This is a genomic window from Vibrio sp. ZF 223 (genome assembly GCF_003050585.1).
GTDB classification, from domain to species: Bacteria; Pseudomonadota; Gammaproteobacteria; order Enterobacterales; family Vibrionaceae; genus Vibrio; species Vibrio crassostreae.
This window is the reverse complement of record NZ_PIGB01000002.1, coordinates 132,666-151,841: the sequence shown is the minus strand read 5'-3', so window position 1 is coordinate 151,841 and position 19,176 is coordinate 132,666. Positions and strand designations below refer to the sequence as shown.

At 44.9% G+C, this 19,176-nt stretch carries 15 protein-coding genes and 2 tRNA genes; 9 read left to right on the top strand and 8 right to left on the bottom strand.

Annotated elements, in window-relative coordinates; genetic code table 11:
- Positions 1-3: 3 nt before the first annotated feature.
- From CWO13_RS05430 to yejK, 3 genes are all read right to left on the bottom strand, one after another.
- Positions 4-1,182 (bottom strand): chemotaxis protein, encoded by a 1,179-nt coding sequence (locus tag CWO13_RS05430; RefSeq protein ID WP_102433624.1) that lies wholly within the window; start codon positions 1,180-1,182, stop codon positions 4-6.
- 76 nt (positions 1,183-1,258) lie between these two features.
- Complete coding sequence (locus CWO13_RS05425) at positions 1,259-2,656, bottom strand: Hpt domain-containing protein (RefSeq protein ID WP_102433623.1); 1,398 nt, start codon at positions 2,654-2,656, stop codon at positions 1,259-1,261.
- A 105-nt stretch (positions 2,657-2,761) separates the two neighbouring features.
- Positions 2,762-3,766 (bottom strand): nucleoid-associated protein YejK, encoded by a 1,005-nt coding sequence (gene yejK, locus CWO13_RS05420; protein ID WP_017061190.1) that lies wholly within the window; start codon positions 3,764-3,766, stop codon positions 2,762-2,764.
- 84 nt (positions 3,767-3,850) lie between these two features.
- Here yejK and CWO13_RS05415 point away from each other — a divergent pair, with 84 nt between their 5' ends.
- The 4 genes from CWO13_RS05415 (at position 3,851) to CWO13_RS05400 (ending at position 6,680) form a co-directional block, all read left to right on the top strand.
- Positions 3,851-4,078: a YejL family protein gene (locus CWO13_RS05415; protein ID WP_017068253.1), complete on the top strand. Its 228-nt coding sequence runs from the start codon at positions 3,851-3,853 to the stop codon at positions 4,076-4,078.
- 28 nt (positions 4,079-4,106) lie between these two features.
- Positions 4,107-5,915, top strand: a complete 1,809-nt coding sequence (locus CWO13_RS05410) for a DUF3413 domain-containing protein (protein WP_108082632.1) — start codon at positions 4,107-4,109, stop codon at positions 5,913-5,915.
- 138 nt (positions 5,916-6,053) lie between these two features.
- Positions 6,054-6,144 (top strand) — tRNA-Ser (locus CWO13_RS05405).
- Between the two features lie 445 nt (positions 6,145-6,589).
- A tRNA-Ser gene (locus CWO13_RS05400) sits at positions 6,590-6,680 on the top strand.
- Positions 6,681-6,745: 65 nt separating this feature from the next.
- Here the strand turns inward: CWO13_RS05400 and CWO13_RS05395 are convergent.
- Positions 6,746-7,666 carry a histone deacetylase family protein gene (locus CWO13_RS05395; RefSeq protein ID WP_108082631.1) on the bottom strand — a complete coding sequence of 307 codons (921 nt, stop codon included), beginning with the start codon at positions 7,664-7,666 and terminating at the stop codon, positions 6,746-6,748.
- Positions 7,667-7,927: 261 nt separating this feature from the next.
- Between CWO13_RS05395 and CWO13_RS05385 the strand changes: the two genes are divergently transcribed.
- Both CWO13_RS05385 and CWO13_RS05380 read left to right on the top strand, forming a co-directional pair.
- Complete coding sequence (locus CWO13_RS05385; RefSeq protein ID WP_102433614.1) at positions 7,928-8,614, top strand: SDR family oxidoreductase; 687 nt, start codon at positions 7,928-7,930, stop codon at positions 8,612-8,614.
- Positions 8,615-8,621: 7 nt separating this feature from the next.
- Positions 8,622-9,623, top strand: coding sequence for a DUF3080 domain-containing protein (locus CWO13_RS05380; protein WP_108082630.1), 1,002 nt, complete (start codon positions 8,622-8,624; stop codon positions 9,621-9,623).
- An 18-nt stretch (positions 9,624-9,641) separates the two neighbouring features.
- Here CWO13_RS05380 and CWO13_RS05375 read toward each other — a convergent pair whose 3' ends face one another.
- The 3 genes from CWO13_RS05375 to CWO13_RS05365 form a co-directional block, all read right to left on the bottom strand.
- Positions 9,642-11,654, bottom strand: a complete 2,013-nt coding sequence (locus CWO13_RS05375) for a DNA topoisomerase III (RefSeq protein ID WP_108082629.1) — start codon at positions 11,652-11,654, stop codon at positions 9,642-9,644.
- Positions 11,655-11,769: 115 nt separating this feature from the next.
- Positions 11,770-12,318, bottom strand: a complete 549-nt coding sequence (locus CWO13_RS05370; RefSeq protein ID WP_017070328.1) for an NAD(P)H nitroreductase — start codon at positions 12,316-12,318, stop codon at positions 11,770-11,772.
- A gap of 206 nt (positions 12,319-12,524) precedes the next feature.
- Complete coding sequence (locus CWO13_RS05365) at positions 12,525-14,534, bottom strand: NADPH-dependent 2,4-dienoyl-CoA reductase (RefSeq protein ID WP_048660802.1); 2,010 nt, start codon at positions 14,532-14,534, stop codon at positions 12,525-12,527.
- Positions 14,535-14,813: 279 nt separating this feature from the next.
- On the opposite strand from CWO13_RS05365, the gene sppA reads away from it, so the two are divergent.
- Positions 14,814-16,664, top strand: coding sequence for a signal peptide peptidase SppA (gene sppA, locus CWO13_RS05360; protein ID WP_102478319.1), 1,851 nt, complete (start codon positions 14,814-14,816; stop codon positions 16,662-16,664).
- 118 nt (positions 16,665-16,782) lie between these two features.
- Positions 16,783-17,799 carry an asparaginase gene (gene ansA, locus CWO13_RS05355; protein WP_019823767.1) on the top strand — a complete coding sequence of 339 codons (1,017 nt, stop codon included), beginning with the start codon at positions 16,783-16,785 and terminating at the stop codon, positions 17,797-17,799.
- A gap of 143 nt (positions 17,800-17,942) precedes the next feature.
- On the opposite strand, the gene CWO13_RS05350 is transcribed toward ansA, so the two are convergent.
- Positions 17,943-18,224 carry a YeaC family protein gene (locus CWO13_RS05350; RefSeq protein ID WP_010437067.1) on the bottom strand — a complete coding sequence of 94 codons (282 nt, stop codon included), beginning with the start codon at positions 18,222-18,224 and terminating at the stop codon, positions 17,943-17,945.
- A gap of 113 nt (positions 18,225-18,337) precedes the next feature.
- Here CWO13_RS05350 and CWO13_RS05345 point away from each other — a divergent pair, with 113 nt between their 5' ends.
- On the top strand, positions 18,338-19,144 hold the full coding sequence (locus CWO13_RS05345) for a DUF2989 domain-containing protein (RefSeq protein WP_108019977.1): 807 nt from the start codon (positions 18,338-18,340) through the stop codon (positions 19,142-19,144).
- Positions 19,145-19,176: the final 32 nt, after the last annotated feature.

The following is a 19,176-nucleotide window of genomic DNA, read 5'->3' as shown; positions in this document are numbered from 1 at the left end:
TACTTATTTGTTGGCGGTTCGTTTACCCAACCAGTAACCGATACCTAACGGAGCAAAGAACACCACTAAGATAAACAGGATGAAGTAGATAATCACACCTTTGATTAACTCCATCAGTTTATCAATCGCAAGTACCACCACCTCTTGAGAGACGCGATCAAGGTCTTGTGTGAACAGTTCTCTCTCTGAAGTCACAATACCCGCAATCTCGATGCGCTCTTTGGCTATCATCTCAACCAGGGCTTCTCTCTCACGTGTCACCATCTTTTCCAGTGCCACACGTTCATCGCTCAACATCGCCAGTTTTTGGTCTGTTTTGTCACTAAGATCATTGAGCAATGGCTGCATTTCTGTCGACATAATAGAGGCTAGCGTTTGCATGTATTCTGGGTTGTTCTCAATAAAGTCTTGCATGCTTGCTGATGTTTGACGAAGGCTCTCTAGCGTCATCGATAGGTCTTCACCCGTTAGCGAGCTATTCAATGCAACCAACTCGGCTTTCCACGTCATCAGTTTCGGGGTCTGGTCAGCCATTAAGCTTAAGCGGTCTGATGCATCGCTCATTGCTTCTGGCATGGTGCCTAAGCTCTGGACGATTTGCGACTCGTCTTTACCAAGGTAACTTAGCCATTCACGGTAAGCAGGCGTGCTTCTGAATGTGAGGTCTTTAAATGGGTGGCTAGCGGCAAACTGAGCAACGAACGCTTTGCTTTTTTTGAAATCACTGGAGCTCAATACACCCTTTGCCAGTTTCTCTGCTTCTTGGTCAAGAAAACGAGCAGTCTCTATCGCATCATCCGTCGCGAACAGGTCCGCGCCATCGCCTTGGCTATAAAACTGATTCATTTGGGCAGTGAAAACCCACGAGTCAATTAACGCAGACATTGGGGAAGTTTGGTAAGCCGCTTGTTGTAATCCCTGCTCTGCATGGATCTTCCAAAGCAACACATAAGATTGATGTAAAGTGTCATCGGCAGGATAAGATTGCGCGATTAAATCAGCCGAGTCTTCTACTCGTGTAAAAAACATCTTGGCATATTCACGCGTCATGATCCGAGCATTTAACTCTTGTTGAGTGAGAGGCGTCGTTTGACTATCTAACTTAACTTCTAAGAGAGAACAACCACTTAGCACAATGCTAAGCACCAACACCATCCAACTTCGACTCGAAACTCGTAACATATAAACCTCTGACAAAGACTAAGGGCGCGGATTGTATGAGCACTTCGTCAGAGTATTGTCAAAATTCCTGTAAAAGTTAACGCTGACTGTCTAAATATTCATGAGCAGAATCCACAGAGGCTTTTATTGCCTGCTCTAGTTCTTCTAAGTCGTGTTCGCTGATGGCTCTGGACTGCTTCATTGTCATTTCAATACTCGCGGCAATAATCGCCAACCGAGACGCTTTGATACTGCCAGCCACACCTTTTAAGCTATGTACAATGCGAGCGGCAGAGGTTTCATCTTTGGTCAGCAAAGATTTAAACTTCTCGTAGTCACCGGCATGATCTTGTACAAACACACCAAGCAACAGTTCGACAGATTCAGCATCACCATCGAGTGTTTCTAACATGTCTTCGATATCAATTGCAGGCTTTGAATCTGTCACACTAGCAATGTGCTTTTCTTCTACTGGCGTCGGTTCAAGGCCTTGCTCTACAGAGTGTTGCTGAACATGCCTTGAGACGCTAACACTCTGCGGAGGTTGAGGGTCGGAATACTGGTTCGTTGACGTGTTCTCGGGCACATAAGCGTCATTATCTGCTTGTTTCACGGCTGAGGAAACCACGTCGCTTGAAGAAGCCTTTTCTTTACTGGAATCAATTTCAGGCTCAGAACTGAGTTCGTGACCGGCTTCTGTAATCGTTTTTTTGGATCTAACGCCCCACAACACTATCCCGCTCATTGCCACTAAGCTTAGACCTAGCATCACCAACAATAAGTTGAACTGACGATCGTGGAACTCAGCTTCGAGTTTAATGATCTGTTCATTCACTGAGTTTTTCTTAATCTTATCGACCAAATAGTTAAGCTGAGCATAATCACTCAACAATGCTGACGCATCAGCCAGTAGTTGTTGGAGTGCATCTTGTTCTTCGGTTTCTAATGAATAAGATTTTTCTAGAATGGAATCAAAGGATCGATAAGTCGCTGACGAACTTTGATTGTCAGAGTACATTGCTTCAAATACCACAACTCCGAATTCATTTAGTAGTGGCTTTAGCTTAGGGGAAAGCTCTTTATCAGCACGCAACATCTTAATGTTATCAACAATGTCTTGAACTTGGCTTTCGATCGGAATGAACTCATCGAACTTTTCTAGGAACTGATCGGCTACGTACAACAGTTGGTTCACATCAGGACGAAACAAGGCGTGTTGGAAATCAGATTCAATCTGCAGTCGGATCGAATAAACCAACTGAGCGTCGAGTGCAAGATCATTGATACGAGAGACTCGAAGCGGTTCTGAGAAATAGAGCGATTGCCTCAATTCGTTGACTCGAATACCGAGCTCTTCGATTTGAGCAAGAGAATTGGTGTAGGAACGGCTTAGATTAAGAAGAGCCAATGAAGGAAGTAGCCACAGAGCCAAGAGCACAACCAAGAAGGTCGCTGGTTTTTTAAAGCGTTTGGGCTTTGCTACTGATTGTTCCATCTATATTCCTTGTGCGTGTTAACTTGAAGCCATGACACTTACTAAAAGATTGAGCACAAAATAAGCGACAACATCCTGCTGCCGCTTTTATCCGTTAACTTCGGACTATGACTTATTGCGAGTCAGTTGGTCACGTAAGTTCGGTGGAGTGCCTTTAATCGTAAGCGTGTCTGTCTCCGGATCGTAAAAGATACGTTCGCCTAGAAGCAGACTATCAAAACTAACATTCAAACCACCACCAGCACCAACAAATTTTGTTAGTTTACGCATAGTTGCGCGATCGGCTGGGAAGCTGTCTTCTAGCTCGTAGCCTTGCTCACTAGTATAGTCAAAGAAGCTGGTACCATCTGTGCTTGCTGGCAATTCTCCAGAAAGTTCACGCACTTGTACTTCATCACCGGCTTTAAGCTGCTCGTTACAGTAATCCGCAACCTGCTTTTTGTAGCTGATCGCTTCTTCTTTTTCCAATTTAGAGTCAGAAACGAAGTCTTCTACCGCTTGCATCAGTACTTGGTTTTGTTGTTTTGCATCCAAACCGACTTCAGCTTGTAAGAAATCTAAGAAGAAATCCGCGACTTTACGGCCAACACGTCCTTTAATGTAAGTTAAGTAACGGTTTGACTCTTTGTCAGTCTCATAAGTAGAAAGGTCTAGGCGAGCCGCGATATCCATTTTTGAGATATCAAGGTAGTCAGTCGCACTAATATCAAGCCCTTCAGTTACCTTTAGGCTTTGGTTTGAAGGCAATAAACCAATGAAAAGGTAATCTGTTGCAAGTGACTGATATTCGGCCATTACCAAGATACCTTCGTCAGCGAATGGGTACTTTGATAGTTCGTCTTTTAGACGTTGCGCACTCTTTTGAGAAAAATCGTAAAAGTTTGTCTCACCAGCACGAAGTTGATGCAACCACTGCTGGAATTCGCTGTCAGATTTGAAAGAACCAAACCCTTTGCCTGCTTTTGAATTAAAAACACGGTGAAGTTCAGCAACTAGGCTTTCAGATGAAGCATCGTTTTCTAGAGATTCAGCACGATAGTTAACAATCAGCTCATCCTGATCGTTCTTACTCAGCTGGTGTAAAATTACGTTGGAAAGGTGAAGGCTCATAGTGAAAATATTACCGTTCAGGTTTCAGTTGTCGTGCATAGTAGGTTATCATAAGCCGCTTTTACTATCATTATTAGAGTCCTTATGCCGATTATATCTAAATACACAGATGATCAAGTTGAAAAAATCCTAGCTGAAGTAGGTGCTGTACTATCTAAGCACAAAGCTTCGCCAGAGCTTTCACTGATGATCGCTGGAAATATCGCAACCAATGTCTTAAATCAGAATGTTGCTGCTTCACAACGCAAAGGAATTGCTGAAAAATTTGCCGAGGCTTTAATTTCTTCTCTTGAAGATAAAAAGTCTCACTAAATTTGATTGACGGATAAAAGAATTATAAATGGTAGACAGCGCAAACTCATATAGCGATCGTGTATCTCGACTGGTTGGTTGGGGTCACTGGTTTGCATTTTTCAACATCATTGCTGCGATGTTGATTGGTACTCGTTATATTACTCAATCTGCTTGGCCAGAAACCTTGCTAGGTCAATTTTATTTGGCTGCATCGTGGGTTGGTCATTTTGGCTTTTTAGTGTTCGCGCTCTATCTATTAGTGCTGTTCCCGCTCACTTTTATTCTTCCGTCGAGGAAGTTATTACGTTTGGTTGCGGTTTGTTTTGCGACCATAGGTTTAACTGTCCTACTGATTGATACCCAAACGTATCAAAATATAAACCTCCACCTGACACCTGTCGTGTGGGAGGTTTTATTCAGTGGAGAGGAATCTGCATTCACGTCTGATTTGCAGCACCTCTTCATTGTTATGCCATTTATCTTCTTACTACAGCTTGGTCTGTCTGAGTGGGTTTGGCGTAAGCAGCGTAAACTGTCTCATAAACACATTGGCCGTCCGATTACTGCGGTCTTCTTCTTGTGTTTCATCAGCAGCCACTTGACCTACATGTGGGCTGATGCGTATTTCTATAACCCAATTACTAGCCAGAAAGCGAACTTCCCACTGTCTTACCCAATGACAGCGAAAAGCTTTATGGAAAAACATGGCCTATTAGATCGTGAAGAGTACCTTGAGCGTTTAGAAGCGAACAAAGAGAACGTAAACCTAGTTAGCTATCCGCTAGAAAAAATTCAATACAACCGCCGCAGTGATGATCTTAATATCCTGATGGTGAGTGTGAACAACCTTCGCACTGACGCACTAAATGCGACAGCGATGCCAAACAGCTATGCTTACGCACAACAGTCGATCAACTTCACCAACCACTACAGTTCAAGTAACGATATGTTTGGTATTTTCGGCTTGTTCTACGGCCTGCCGAGCAGCTACGCAAGCAGCATCGAAGCTCAAGGGTCAAGCGCAGTATTGTTGGATGTATTAGATAATCACGATTATAAGTTTGCTGCTTTCAGTGGCGACAACTTTAGCGATTCACTTTACTCGGATATTATCTTCCGAGGCCGTGATGTGATGCCACAGCAAGCAACTTATGATGATCAGAGTGCAATCAAAGCTTGGTCTGACTGGATTCAATCACCACAAGCTAAGCGCCCTTGGTTTAACTTTATTGAACTGACTACACTGGATAACTTCGCCAGCTACGATTCCAGTTCAGAGTCGGACTCAACGTTAACAACAGCAGAACGTTTTGCTGCAGATTATCAAAAGTCAGCAACAGCGGCCGATGCTCAGTTAGCAACTATCTACGCTGAACTGGAACGCTTAGAGCTCGCCGACAACACAGTAGTTATCATTACCTCTAACCACGGTACTGAGTTTAACGAAACCAAAACCAACAGCTGGGGTGCAAACTCCAACTACAGTCGTTATCAGTTACAAGTACCACTGTTTATCAGCTGGCCAGGTAAGTCTGCTTCTGAATACACCCACCGTTCTAGTCATCTAGACGTATCAGTAACACTGATGCAAGAGCTATTGGGCGTATCTTCGAACCCAACGGACTTCAGTAGTGGTCGCAGCCTGTTTAATGAGCGTAAGAGAAAGTGGATCCTCGCGGGCGACTCTCGTGAACTTGCTCTTGTTACTGACCAACAAACAACGGTATTAGATAAATTTGGCAACTACAAATTGTACGACCAGAATTACAAACGCTTGAAAAACGTAAGCCCTCGCTTACCTGTGTTGATGCAAGGCCTAACCGAGCTACAGCGTTTCTACACAAAAAATGACTAAATAATCAGCACACAGAAAAGGGAAGCCAAGCGCTTCCCTTTTTTATTGCCGTGAGTGATTAGAAAACAAGCAACAAAACAAAATTATGAAAATTAAGGGTTTACAAGATCCTCTGCCCCTTATATTATTCACGCCACTGGAGGGATGGCTGAGTGGTCGAAAGCACCGGTCTTGAAAACCGGCAACCGTTAATAGCGGTTCTAGGGTTCAAATCCCTATCCCTCCACCACATTAAAGAAAGCCGCTGAGAAATCAGCGGCTTTTTTGCATCTGAAGCTTTTTAAAATATAAAGCTCATCTAACAAGACTCTATCCACTCTCATTTTCAAACCCATTCACTTGATACCTACTCTTAAATTCCGATCTCAGAGTTCTAAGCTAAAAGCTCCTAGTTAAGAGTCCCTAGCTGAAAGTTCTTATGCCTAAACCACTTCCCTCACAACTTTACCTGCAAGCCAAATAGATACTTTCTTTTTAATGGCACGGAAACACTTCGCGTATAACGAAAGTTAAGAATTCTTGGCTTATTGAATATAAGGTTTGGTCTGCTTCTTAATAAACCGAGCGAAAAACAACCATCCAGAACAAAAACACCAAAAAGCGTTCATAAAAAAAGCAGTCAGTTGATAAGGGTATTTACAAGCGAAAGCCACCCTTATATTATATGCGCCATTGGAGGGATGGCTGAGTGGTCGAAAGCACCGGTCTTGAAAACCGGCAACCGTTAATAGCGGTTCTAGGGTTCAAATCCCTATCCCTCCACCACATTAAAGAAAGCCGCTGAGAAATCAGCGGCTTTTTTGTATCTGGAGAAAACCTAGTTCAGCAGGTCAACTATTCACGGCTAGTGCCGCTTTCAATAACTGCATGTGAATAGGAACCAGATCTTGATGCTGTGTTCGATAGCCACCACCAACAACACACGCCATCGGAATGGAGTCTGATTTCGCTAAGCCGATCATCAAGCAGTCGCGTTCAAATATGCCTTGAGTAGACACATTCAAATAGCCCAGTTCATCGTCTTGATGGATGTCGATACCCGCATCATAGATGATGAGATCAGGTTGATGATGGGCAATCGCCAGCTTGGTCACTTGTTCGAAACACCTTAGAAACTCTTCATCTTCAGTTTCACGGCTTAATGGCACATCTAAATCCGATAATGGCTTTCGTGCAGGGAAGTTTTTATCACAATGGAAAGACAGAGTAATAATCTCATCGCTATCTTGGCAAAGCGTCGCTGTACCATCGCCATGGTGAACATCACTATCGACAATCAACACTTTATCTATGTGCTCAAAGGTCAACGCTCGCTTCGCTGCCAGCACAAGATCATTCAACAGACAAAAGCCACTACCAAAGTCATGATGCGCGTGATGGTATCCACCACTCAAATGAATCGCTAAACCACTCTCTATCGCCATTTCTGCGGCCAAGCAAGTTCCTCCGCTGGAATAGAGCGTTCTTTCAATAAGTTGCTCACTCCACGGAAAGCCGATACGCCTCATCTTTGCCGCAGGCAGGTTTCCAGAAACAAGCAAATCGACATACTCGCTATCGTGTACCTGTTTTACTTGCTCAACCGAAACGGGCGTTGGTTGGAACACTTCAAACTTGCTCTTCCACAAGGGTTCACTATCCATTAGCGCCTCAACAGCACTGTGTAACAACTGATATTTGTTAATCGGATAACGGTGACCTTCAGGTAAAGGCAGTTGCGAATAGATTGGGTGGTAAATTAAAGGAATCATAATCAAGTTAATTGCGTATCTTTCTCAAAATCATAACAGCCTCAGACTTGGCGACAACCTTAATTAATGATAACAATTATCATTACCTAAAATCCATTTTAGAGGCAACAATGAAAAACGTAATACTCATCCTTGGGGTGATCTGCGGCTCGATGGCTGCAGTAATGATTTTTGTAGGAATGCTAATGGCCAGTTGGTGGACCGTTGATTTTCTCGTGTTAAGCCATCAAACTTAACTAATTGAACTGAAAAGGAATCACCATGAGCGTTATTTTTATTACTGGAGCGAACCGCGGCATTGGCTTAAGTTTGACTCAACAATACTTGAAAGGTAATCACAAGGTGTACGCAACTTACCGTGACGCCTCTTCAGCAAAAGAACTGCTCTCACTCGCAGACCACAACAGCAACTTAACCTGCATTCAGTTAGAAATAACCGATTACCAAACGGTGAGCCAACTTCCCTCTCAGATTCCGTCGATAGATATCTTGATTAACAATGCTGGCTACTATGGGCCAAAAGGTTACGGACTGGGTAACACCGATGTCGAAGAGTGGCGACGTGTTTTTGAAGTCAATACGATTGCGCCATTGAAGCTTGTCGAAATGCTATTACCTGTTCTAGAAAACAGTGACGTGAAAAAGGTCGCTTGCTTGTCTTCTCGAGTAGGCAGCATGACAGAGAACACCTCTGGCGGTGGCTACATCTATCGTTCCTCTAAAGCGGCTCTTAACTCCGTTGTGAAGAGTTTAAGCAACGACCTAACCGATGGTGGCTTTACTGTGTTAGCGCTGCACCCAGGTTGGGTACAGACTGAAATGGGGGGGCCAAATGCTCTAATCGATACAGACACTTCGGCATCAGGCCTTATCAAAGTCATCGAATCTGCCAATACCGAAGTAAGTGGTCACTTCTTCAATTTCGATGGCACCGAGATAGACTGGTAGGCTCCCCATGAATCCTCGCCTTCTTGCAAATTTACTGCGACGTTCGCCACTGGTTTTGTTAACCGTGGTGCTCGGTGGGTGTTTTGGGGAAGGCCCTGGAGACTTATTTGACGACTATCAAACTAAAATAGCCAGGGTACAAGACGCTGACGAGATAAAAGAGAAATGGGAATTTGAAAGCCTACCGAGAAAACGAGAGCTGCTGCTTGACGTGCCCTCACTCTCTATCGGCCTCATCGACAGCTACCAGCTTCGTCAGTGTGGATTGTTCAATCTGATTGCAGAAAGAAATTCAGTACTCGGAAAAGTCGCGGACGAGTTCCGAAATTATGATTATCAGGTCGATCTACTGGAAGGTGTGGGGCAATGTTTAGCTAATCACAAGCTAGACCCAGAGATCGTAGAATTACTAAAAGAAATTGAGCAACAGAAACTCGCACAGTTTCCGCTACATCAATGGAATCTCATCTATGCCAGTGATGCCATGCAGTCGCAAATGCGGGGGAGTCAGTGGTTGCGTGCGGATATTGGCGATCAAGTAAGACAGACAAGCGACGCCCTAAAACATATTAATCAAGCGTTAAACACGTCGCTCGTTTCGGGTAAAACCATTGAGGTGCAAGAAGTACTGGAGAAGAGTTCTACGCTTGGAGATTTGTACTACTCGCTCGCTCGTGCTTCGGCAGAATTGGATACCATTACTAAGCAACTCACCACCTTTGATGCCAATATCATCTGTGGTAAGCAACGAGACACCACTAAATTTCGTTATCTCAACAATGTGTTCGAACAACAGTATATTGGCAAGGTTCAGCCTTACATGGCTCAGCTGGATGGCTACTATCAGCAGTTAGCATCGCAGCTTGTTATGTTTGATGCTCAGCCAGAACTTCACAGCTATTATTTTCCCATCAAAGATACGCACCAAGCCTTTCGCGCATCAACTCGCCGCCATGTGGACTATTGGCAGCAACTGTTTAAACGTTGTGGGCGTAAAGTCGGACGTTAATCCTAACCTCAATAAGTCTTAGCTTTTGGTGCTCTTTTTAGCGGAAGTGCTTTTCTTAGCATAGGAACCATTCTTAGCATACGAACCGTTCTTGGCATAAGACTTCTTAGCACCACCACCTTTACGACGTTTAAACGCTGGTCTTTCGACTTTAGGAAGGTGGCGGAGTGATTCAGGCACTTCCCCTGTTTTCACTGTCCCCATTAAGCCATCAATCTTGCTTTCTAGCGCTTGCATGAAAGGTTGGTACGCTTGATTTCGTTCAGCCATGCCTTGTAACTGATGCTCCCAGTGTGCCGTCATGTCAGGAAAGGTAGAGTCCTCCGGTAGAGCATGAATCAAGCCTCTACCCGCAGGGCTACTATGTATACTCTTACCTTGACGCGTTAGCAGTTGTCTTTTGAAAAGGGTATCTAGAATGCCTGCACGGGTTGCCTCTGTGCCAAGGCCATCGGTCTCTTTCAAAATGGCTTTGAGGTCTTTGTTCGCAACAAAACGCGCGATACCTGTCATAGCTTGAAGCAAGGTCGCTTCAGTAAAGTGTTTTGGTGGCTCAGTTTTTTTATCACCAATCACGCCTTCACGACACGTCAACACAGTCCCTTTATCCAATGGAGGAACCGCATCCGTGCCATCACCTTTCTCTTCGGTGTCCGTTTTGCCCATCAACACTTTCCAACCTGGGTTGATAAGCTGACGTCCTTTCGCAATGAACACGCCACCAGCGATATCAAAGACTAGCTTAGCATCCGCAAAAACCGCAGGTGGGTAGAACTGCATTAGATACTGACGAGCGATTTGCTGATAGATTTTCATCTCATTGGCAGACAAACCATTCACCGATGATTTCTTCGGTGTTGGGATGATTGCATGGTGAGCATCGACCTTACTGTCGTTCCATGCTTTTGATTTCAGTGAGAGATCTGTGCCCTGCGCGCCACTTTGTAGCTCTTTCGCATTATTGGCGATGGCGTCTACGATCGACTCTCGCTGAGAGTAGTGTTCTTTAGGAAGATAGCGACTATCAGAACGTGGGTAAGTAATAAGTTTGTGCTTCTCATATAAAGACTGACAGGTGTCCAACACCTGCTGAGCACTCATACCAAAACGCTTAGACGCATCAATCTGCAAAGCTGACAGCGAGTAAGGCAGTGGCGCAGCTTGTTTACTTTGCTTTTGCTCTGATTCCGTCACCGTCGCGGGTTGATTCGCAATTCGCTGAGCAACGTTCTCAACCAGCTTTCGATTGAGCACGCGTCCTTCTTCATCTTGCCACGGCTTACACGCTTCACTTGGTTTCCAACGAGCACGAATATCAAAACTCTGACCGTTGTTTTGGTAAGGGATCAAAGCATGCAAAGTGAAGTAATCTTTTGGAATGAAGTTTTCGATCTCTTCATCACGCCTTACGACCAAACCAAGTACAGGTGTTTGTACTCGCCCTACCGACAACACGCCTTGGTAGCCAGCCTTTTGACCAAGCAAGGTATAAGCTCGGGTCATGTTCATGCCATACAGCCAATCGGCTCTAGAGCGTGCCAATGCAGAAATAGACAGTGGAATAAAGTCACGGTTACTGCGCATTTGAGAAAGCGCACGCTTCACAGCAGGTAAGTTCAAGTCGCTGATCAATAGCCTGTCCATCGACTCTTTTTTGGCCTTGGACACTTTGCAGTAATCGATCACTTCATCCACCAGCAACTGTCCTTCTCTATCTGGGTCTCCCGCATGGACAATTTGGGTTGCGTCCTTCAATAGCTTTCGGATCACCGTGAGCTGTTTGCTGGACGTCTTACGCGGTCTTAGTTGCCATTGCTCTGGCACAATAGGAAGATCGGCTAAATTCCACTTCTTATAACGATCATCATAAGCATCTGGCTCAACCTGCTCCAATAAATGTCCAATACACCAAGTCACCACATCTCCATTACCACATTTGATAAACCCTTGGTCTTTCTTCTGTGGATTAGGTAGTGCGGCGGCAATCGCGCGGCCGAGGCTTGGTTTTTCAGCAATAATAAGGCGAGACATGTTTTTCCAGATGCTACAAACAATTAAGGCCACATTATCTAATGTGACCCCTAGAAATCAAGGAAAACTGGTTGTTTATACAGTTAGCATTCCACTATTCAAGCTTCAGCTTTCTTTATAAGAACTCAACGAACTTTGAGAAGTCACGTTCTGGCACTTTCATTGGCGTACAGCCCGGAGTACCTAGGTATAGGAAGCCAACAATTTCATCGTCGCCTTCTAGGCCAAATGCTTGGTGTACTTCTGGGTGGAACATCCATTTACCTGAGCGCCAAAAGCCTTGGAAACCTTGTGCGACTGCAGCCATTTGCATCGCTTGAGCAGCGCAACCTGCAGAAAGATGTTGTTCAATCGCTGGTACTTTTTCATGCTCGGTTACTTTAGCAATCACGGTGATCACCATCGGAGCTCGGAACGGCGCTTTTTTTACTTTCTCGATAACCGCTTCTTCGCTTTCATCCGCTTCAGCGGCACGCACCAAGATGTCTGAAAGCTTTTGTAGACCAGAACCTTGCGCGATAACAAAGCGCCAAGGTGTTAGTGCACCGTGGTCTGGAGCGCGCAGCCCTGCTTTAATGATGTTTTCTAACGCCACACCTTCAGGTGCTGGATCAGAGAGTTTTGCGATTGAGCGTCTGTTGAGCAATAGATCCAAAGCATCCATTTGAAGTCCTTACTAATTTTTATTGTTTGTATAGTTGAACTTTAGCACAGAATACAAACGATAATAAATCTCAACGGCTGTCAATTTGGGCTAGATTAGAAACAATAAAGGCTCCTAAATCTATGACTTAGGAGCCTTGTTCAAAATCTAGCTCAGCAAATTAAGTAACAATATCTACCGATAAGATTACAGTTTGATAGATGATTCTATAACTTAATAGCTAACTCAACACCTTGACGGATAGCACGTACTGCATCCAGCTCACCGGCATAATCAGCACCGCCTATCACGTGCAGTTTGCCACCAAACTCTTGCCACATATCTTCAAATGGACGAACTGACACCTGACCTGCACACACGATAACGGAATCGGCATCGAGGACCTGTTCTTTCTTGCCAATACTGATATGCAGACCTTGGTCATCAATCTTGTTGTAGCTTACACCGCCCAGTAGATTCACACCTCGTTTCTCTAGCGTGCGTTTGTGAATCCAGCCTGTAGTTTTGCCCGGACCTTTACCAACGCGCCCCGCTTTACGCTGCATCACCCAAACCGTTTTGTCGCTGAATGAATCCGGGTAAGGATACAAACCACCTGGGTGTTCCATGTTCTTATCAATACCCCACTCATGCAGCCAATCGTCTAGGCTGTGTGAAGTCGGCTCTGTCAGCATGGTTGCCACATCGACACCGATACCACCAGCACCAACAATCGCGACCTTTTCGCCTACTGGTGTCTTTTCGCGAATCAAGGTTTGGTAATCGACCACGTTTTCTTGGTCAATGCCCTCAATATCGAGCTTTCTTGGCTCTACGCCAGCAGCCATCACTACTTCATCGTACTTCAACAACATCTCAAACGTTGCTTCGGTATCCAGTTTCAAATTCACGCCGGATGCATCGATTTGGTTAGCAAAGTAACGAATCGTTTCTCTGAACTCTTCTTTGCCCGGGATCTGCATTGCCAATCTGAACTGGCCGCCGATACGGTCATTTTTTTCAATCAAGTCAACCTTGTGTCCACGCTGCGCTAAAGTCGTTGCACAGGCTAAACCGGCTGGGCCTGCGCCGACAACCGCAATGGTCTTAGTCGCTTGCGCTGGCTGAACAACAATTTCAGTCTCGTAACAAGCTCGTGGGTTCACCAAACAGCTCGCTCGCTTACCCTTAAACACGTTATCAAGACAAGCTTGGTTACAGCCGATACAGGTATTGATGAACTGCGCTTGGTCTTGAGCAGCTTTATTAACAAAGTCCGGATCTGCCAAGAATGGACGCGCCATTGAAACCATGTCGGCCTGTCCTGAACTGAGGATACGTTCGGCCTCTTCTGGCGTGTTGATTCGGTTACATGTCACGACTGGGATCGACACGTATGGTTTCACTTTCTCGGTTACCCAAGAGAATGCGCCTCGTGGTACTTGCGTCGCGATAGTCGGAACACGAGCTTCATGCCAACCAATACCGGTATTGATGATAGTCACACCCGCTTCTTCTAGCTTCTGAGCCAAAAGAACAACATCTTCAAAGGTGCTGCCTTGCTCAACCAAATCCAGCATCGACAGTCGGAAAATAATAATGAAATCTTTACCCACCGCTTCGCGAATCGATTTGACGATCTCTAGCGGGAAACGCATACGCTTCTCGTAAGAACCGCCCCACTCGTCGTAACGCATGTTGGTACGCTTACAAATGAATTGGTTAATCAAGTAACCTTCCGAGCCCATGATCTCAATGCCGTCATAACCAGCAACCTGAGCTAGCTCTGCACTATTGGCAAAGGCACCGATGGTCTTTTTGATCTGACGAGGGCTCATCTCACTGGGTGCGAACTTAGCGATTGGCGCTTTAATGCCAGAAGCACTTTGCGCGAATGGGTGCATCGCATAACGACCGGCATGCAATAGTTGAAGCGCAATTTTACCGCCGTGCTTGTGGACGGCTTCGGTAACAACTTGGTGCGCTTTGGCGTGCTTTACTTTACTGAATTCAGCACTAAATGGGGTTAATCTGCCACGTAAATTAGGAGAGAAACCACCGGTAACAATAAGACCAACGCCTCCTTTTGCTCGCTCTTCATAAAACGCGGCAAGTTTGTGTAGGCCTTCTTTATTTTCTTCTAAACCTGTGTGCATTGATCCCATCAATACACGGTTACGTAACTGAGTAAATCCAAGATCGAGTGGTTCAAGTAAATGTGGGTACATGGCAGACATCACTTCTATTATTTTATCCTTGTGGTCTGACCACAGTATAGTTCAATCACCAAAAGTTCAAACAACCGTTTACATTTTTGTAACACCGATCATAATGCTGAAGGTATTAATCGTTCAGAACCCCTTAATTTGACTACACTTAATGAGAATATATATCGATTAACAATTCTTGGTGTAGTTTGAGCTTGGGAATTATCGTAGGATACTAAGCAGTTCATATTATTGAGATTAATGGTACTACGGCTTGTTAAAGCGACGTGATCTCACTGCGGAGACAGAATGAAAAAAATATTCAAATTTATAGGTATGATCTTTAAAGGGATTTGGAAGCTCATTACGTTTGTACGTCTTGCGCTGGTTAACCTAGTCTTTTTACTCAGTATCGCCATCATCTACTTTGTGTACTTCCATTCAGATACGGCTCAACCGACGGTTCCACAGGATTCAGCTCTGGTGCTTAACCTGTCTGGTCCTATTGTAGAACAAAGTCGCTATATCAATCCGATGGATTCGGTCACGGGTTCGCTGCTTGGCAAAGACCTTCCAAAAGAGAACATCCTGTTTGATATCGTTGAAACGATTCGCTACGCAAAAGACGATGACAAGGTTACAGGTATCGTTTTAGCACTCAAAGAGTTGCCAGAAACCAACCTAACCAAGCTGCGCTACATCGCTAAAGCGTTGAATGAGTTCAAAGCGGCAGGCAAACCTATTTATGCGGTGGGTGACTTTTACAACCAAAGCCAATACTACCTAGCAAGCTACGCAACTAAAGTCTTCCTATCACCAGATGGCGGCGTTCTTCTTAAAGGTTACAGCGCTTATTCGCTTTACTACAAAACCTTGTTAGAGAAGCTCGATGTGAACACTCATGTGTTCCGCGTTGGTACTTACAAGTCAGCTATTGAGCCTTTCATTCGTGACGACATGTCAGATGCAGCGAAAGAGTCCGCTTCTCGTTGGTTAAGCCAACTATGGGGTGCGTACGTTGATGACGTCAGTAACAACCGTCAGATCGATGCTAAAACACTGAACCCAAGCATGGACACCTTCTTGAAAGAACTTGAGTCTGTCGATGGTGACATTGCAAAACTGGCTGAAAAACTTGGCTTAGTGGATGAGTTAGCGACACGCCAACAAGTTCGCCTAGAGCTTGCAGATGTTTTCGGCAGTGACGGTCAAGACAGCTACAACGCGTTTGGTTACTACGAATACCGTGCAACCATGCTTCCCGACATGACCAGTGAATCACACGACGTTGCCGTGATTGTTGCCAGCGGCGCAATTATGGATGGCAAGCAGCCACGTGGCACAGTTGGCGGAGATACCACTGCAGCCCTACTTCGCCAAGCACGTAACGACGATAAAGTGAAAGCCGTTGTACTTCGTGTAGATAGCCCAGGTGGCAGTGCCTTTGCTTCAGAAGTTATTCGTAATGAAATAGAAGCGATCAAGCAAGCGGGTAAGCCAGTTGTTGTGTCGATGTCGAGTCTTGCTGCTTCAGGTGGTTACTGGATCTCGATGGGCGCAGATAAGATCCTAGCTCAGCCAACCACACTAACGGGTTCGATTGGTATCTTCAGTGTTATCACTACCTTCGAAAAAGGGCTGAATGATATTGGTGTTTACACGGATGGCGTTGGTACGTCACCTTTCTCAGGTCTTGGTATTACAACTGGACTTAGCGATGGCGCGAAAGACGCGTTCCAAATGGGCATTGAAAACGGATACCGTCGATTCATCAGCCTAGTTGGAGAAAATCGCGGCATGGAAGTCGATGCGGTCGACAAGATTGCTCAAGGTCGAGTTTGGACAGGTCAAGATGCGATTCAGAAAGGCTTAGTCGATGAGATTGGCGATTTCGATGATGCGGTTGCAGCGGCGGCTTCACTTGCAGAGCTTGAAAGTTACAACATCTACTGGGTTGAAGAACCACTTTCGGCGACTGAGCAATTTATTCAAGAATTTATGAACCAAATTCAGATGTCGATAGGCCTTGATATTCAGTCAATGATTCCAAGCAGTTTACAGCCCGTTACTCAACAGTTAGCTCAAGATAGCCAGCTGTTAGGCAACTTTAACGACCCACAAGGCCGATACGCTTTCTGCTTAAACTGCCAAGTTCAATAAGATAAGCTCAACGCTTTATTATCAAGAGGCACCTCTGTGTGAGGCGCCTCTTTTTATTGCATGATAATTCGCTATAATCGCCCCCCTGTTCCCTATATCACACTAAGTATTAATCGCCATGGAAAGAAAACACATCTATATCGCGTACACCGGCGGCACAATTGGCATGCAGAAGTCTATTGACCACGGCTATGTTCCTGTCGCAGGTTTCATGGATAAGCAGCTAGCCGGCATGCCTGAATTCCATCGCCCAGAGATGCCTGAGTACACCATTCACGAATACTCTCCATTAATGGACTCTTCAGATATGACGCCACTTGATTGGCAGACCATCGCTGATGACATTCGCGCGAACTACGATAAGTACGATGGCTTCGTTATCCTGCATGGTACAGACACTATGGCATACACCGCCTCTGCACTGTCTTTCATGCTTGAAAACCTCGGCAAACCTGTGATTGTTACGGGCTCTCAGATCCCCCTAGCAGAGCTTCGTTCAGACGGACAAGCAAACCTGCTGAATGCACTGCACATTGCAGCAAACTACCCTATCAACGAAGTGACACTGTTCTTCAACAACAAGTTGATGCGTGGTAACCGCAGCACAAAATCACACGCAGATGGCTTCAATGCGTTTACTTCTCCAAACCTGAATCCTTTGCTAGAAGCGGGTATCAATATCCAACTTAGCAATAACGTAAAGGTAAACGAACAACCTGAAGGCGCTTTCAAGGTTCATAACATTACTCCGCAACCTATTGGCGTAATCACAATGTACCCTGGCATCTCACACGAAGTGATTCGCAACACGTTATTGCAGCCTGTGAACGCAATGATTCTGCTTACTTTTGGTGTTGGTAATGCACCACAAAACCCAGAACTGCTTCAACACCTTAAAGACGCATCAGAGCGTGGTGTTATCGTGGTGAACCTTACTCAGTGTTTAGCGGGTAAAGTGAATATGGGGGGTTACGCGACAGGTTGTGCACTGGCAGAAGCTGGCGTTGTCAGCGGTTATGATATGACACCGGAAGCGGCACTGGCGAAGTTACATTATCTACTAAGCCAAAACCTAGGCTACGAAGAAGTGAAGGCTCAAATGCAACAAGTGTTGCGTGGCGAGATGAGTTTATAACCAGTTCACAGATTCATGTTAAACCCAGTTATTCGATGATAGCAACGGCGGCTTAACGTGAACTAAATCGTTTTATTGCTTATAAATAAACGAGTTAAACTAAAAGGGGTGGCACATTGCCACACCTTTGTTGTAATTTAAGCTTAATGATTCGGGTTAACCCTAACAATGTCTTCTTGATCTGACTTAAACTGTTTCTTTAGTTCAGACTTAGATTTAAAGCTAATTTCACCACCAGCTGCAATTGTCATATGTTGAGCTTCAGAGTTATGTTTAGATTGATATAACATAACCGCTTGCATACACGAGTCACGCTGTTCTTTTGAGAGCGCCGTACCTTCTGGCCATTTACCCGTTTCAACTGCGTAGGTTAAACGTTCGTAGACCTCGGGAGTCATTGCGCTAAGAAGTTGTTCTGCATCCATGGTAAAGCCTTAGTTTTAACAATTTTCACCAGAAAATAACCCGTAACAAAATTGAGTCAAGAACCTGACCGATAATAAGTGCATTTGATCACAAGTGAAGGAATATGAAAATTATGAAATGGTTGGCGATTAGCCTATTGCCTTTCACTCTGGTTGGGTGTCTTGAAGGGAACAAAAATACCGATCAACTGTGCCAAAGCAACCCGGGCCTTCAGTGTGAACAATTGAATATGAACGATGGGCAATGTCGCGTAGCACGTACCGATCTTATCTGGCATCGATTTGAAGTTCAGAAGCAACCCACCGAAATAAACAAAATTAAAGAATTCGAATTAGTCACGGCCTACAAAAAGTGCCTAGAACTCGCGGCGCAGATCGAAACAATCGATCAATCTAAGCTGCAAGAGCGTCGCTTTACCTCTTTAATGCACAGTATCGAAGAGTCTGAGCGCATTGTTGATGAGCTATCGAAATCCGATACACCAGAAACGCTTTACTTCTTGTGGTCGCAAACTGGGGACACCAACGCCAGACGCAGTTTCCTACAGCTAGAAGGAAAAGAAGCATTAAATACAGCAGAGATGCAATATGCCTTGGCAACCTTCTACACCACCCGCGATCATGCAAAGACACTTAAGTTACTCAATAATGCGCTAACGCTTTCTAATGGCTCAGTAGCCAACACTGAAATCTTCAAGTCGATGGCAAGTATCAACCATAGCCTTGGCCATATGGAAAAAGCGTACGTTTGGGCGATGGTTGCCAAAGACTTTGACGTGCCGATTGCTTCTGAAGCAGAGCTAACTGTGCTGTACCGTTTCGACAAGGCAACCTATAAAAAGCTAAATAAAGACGCAGACAAGATCGTCGAAGCTATTGAGGATGGAGTTTACAGCCCTTCAATCGTCCCGAGTTACTGAGCGCACCATTTAGTGTGTTCTAACCTAAGCTT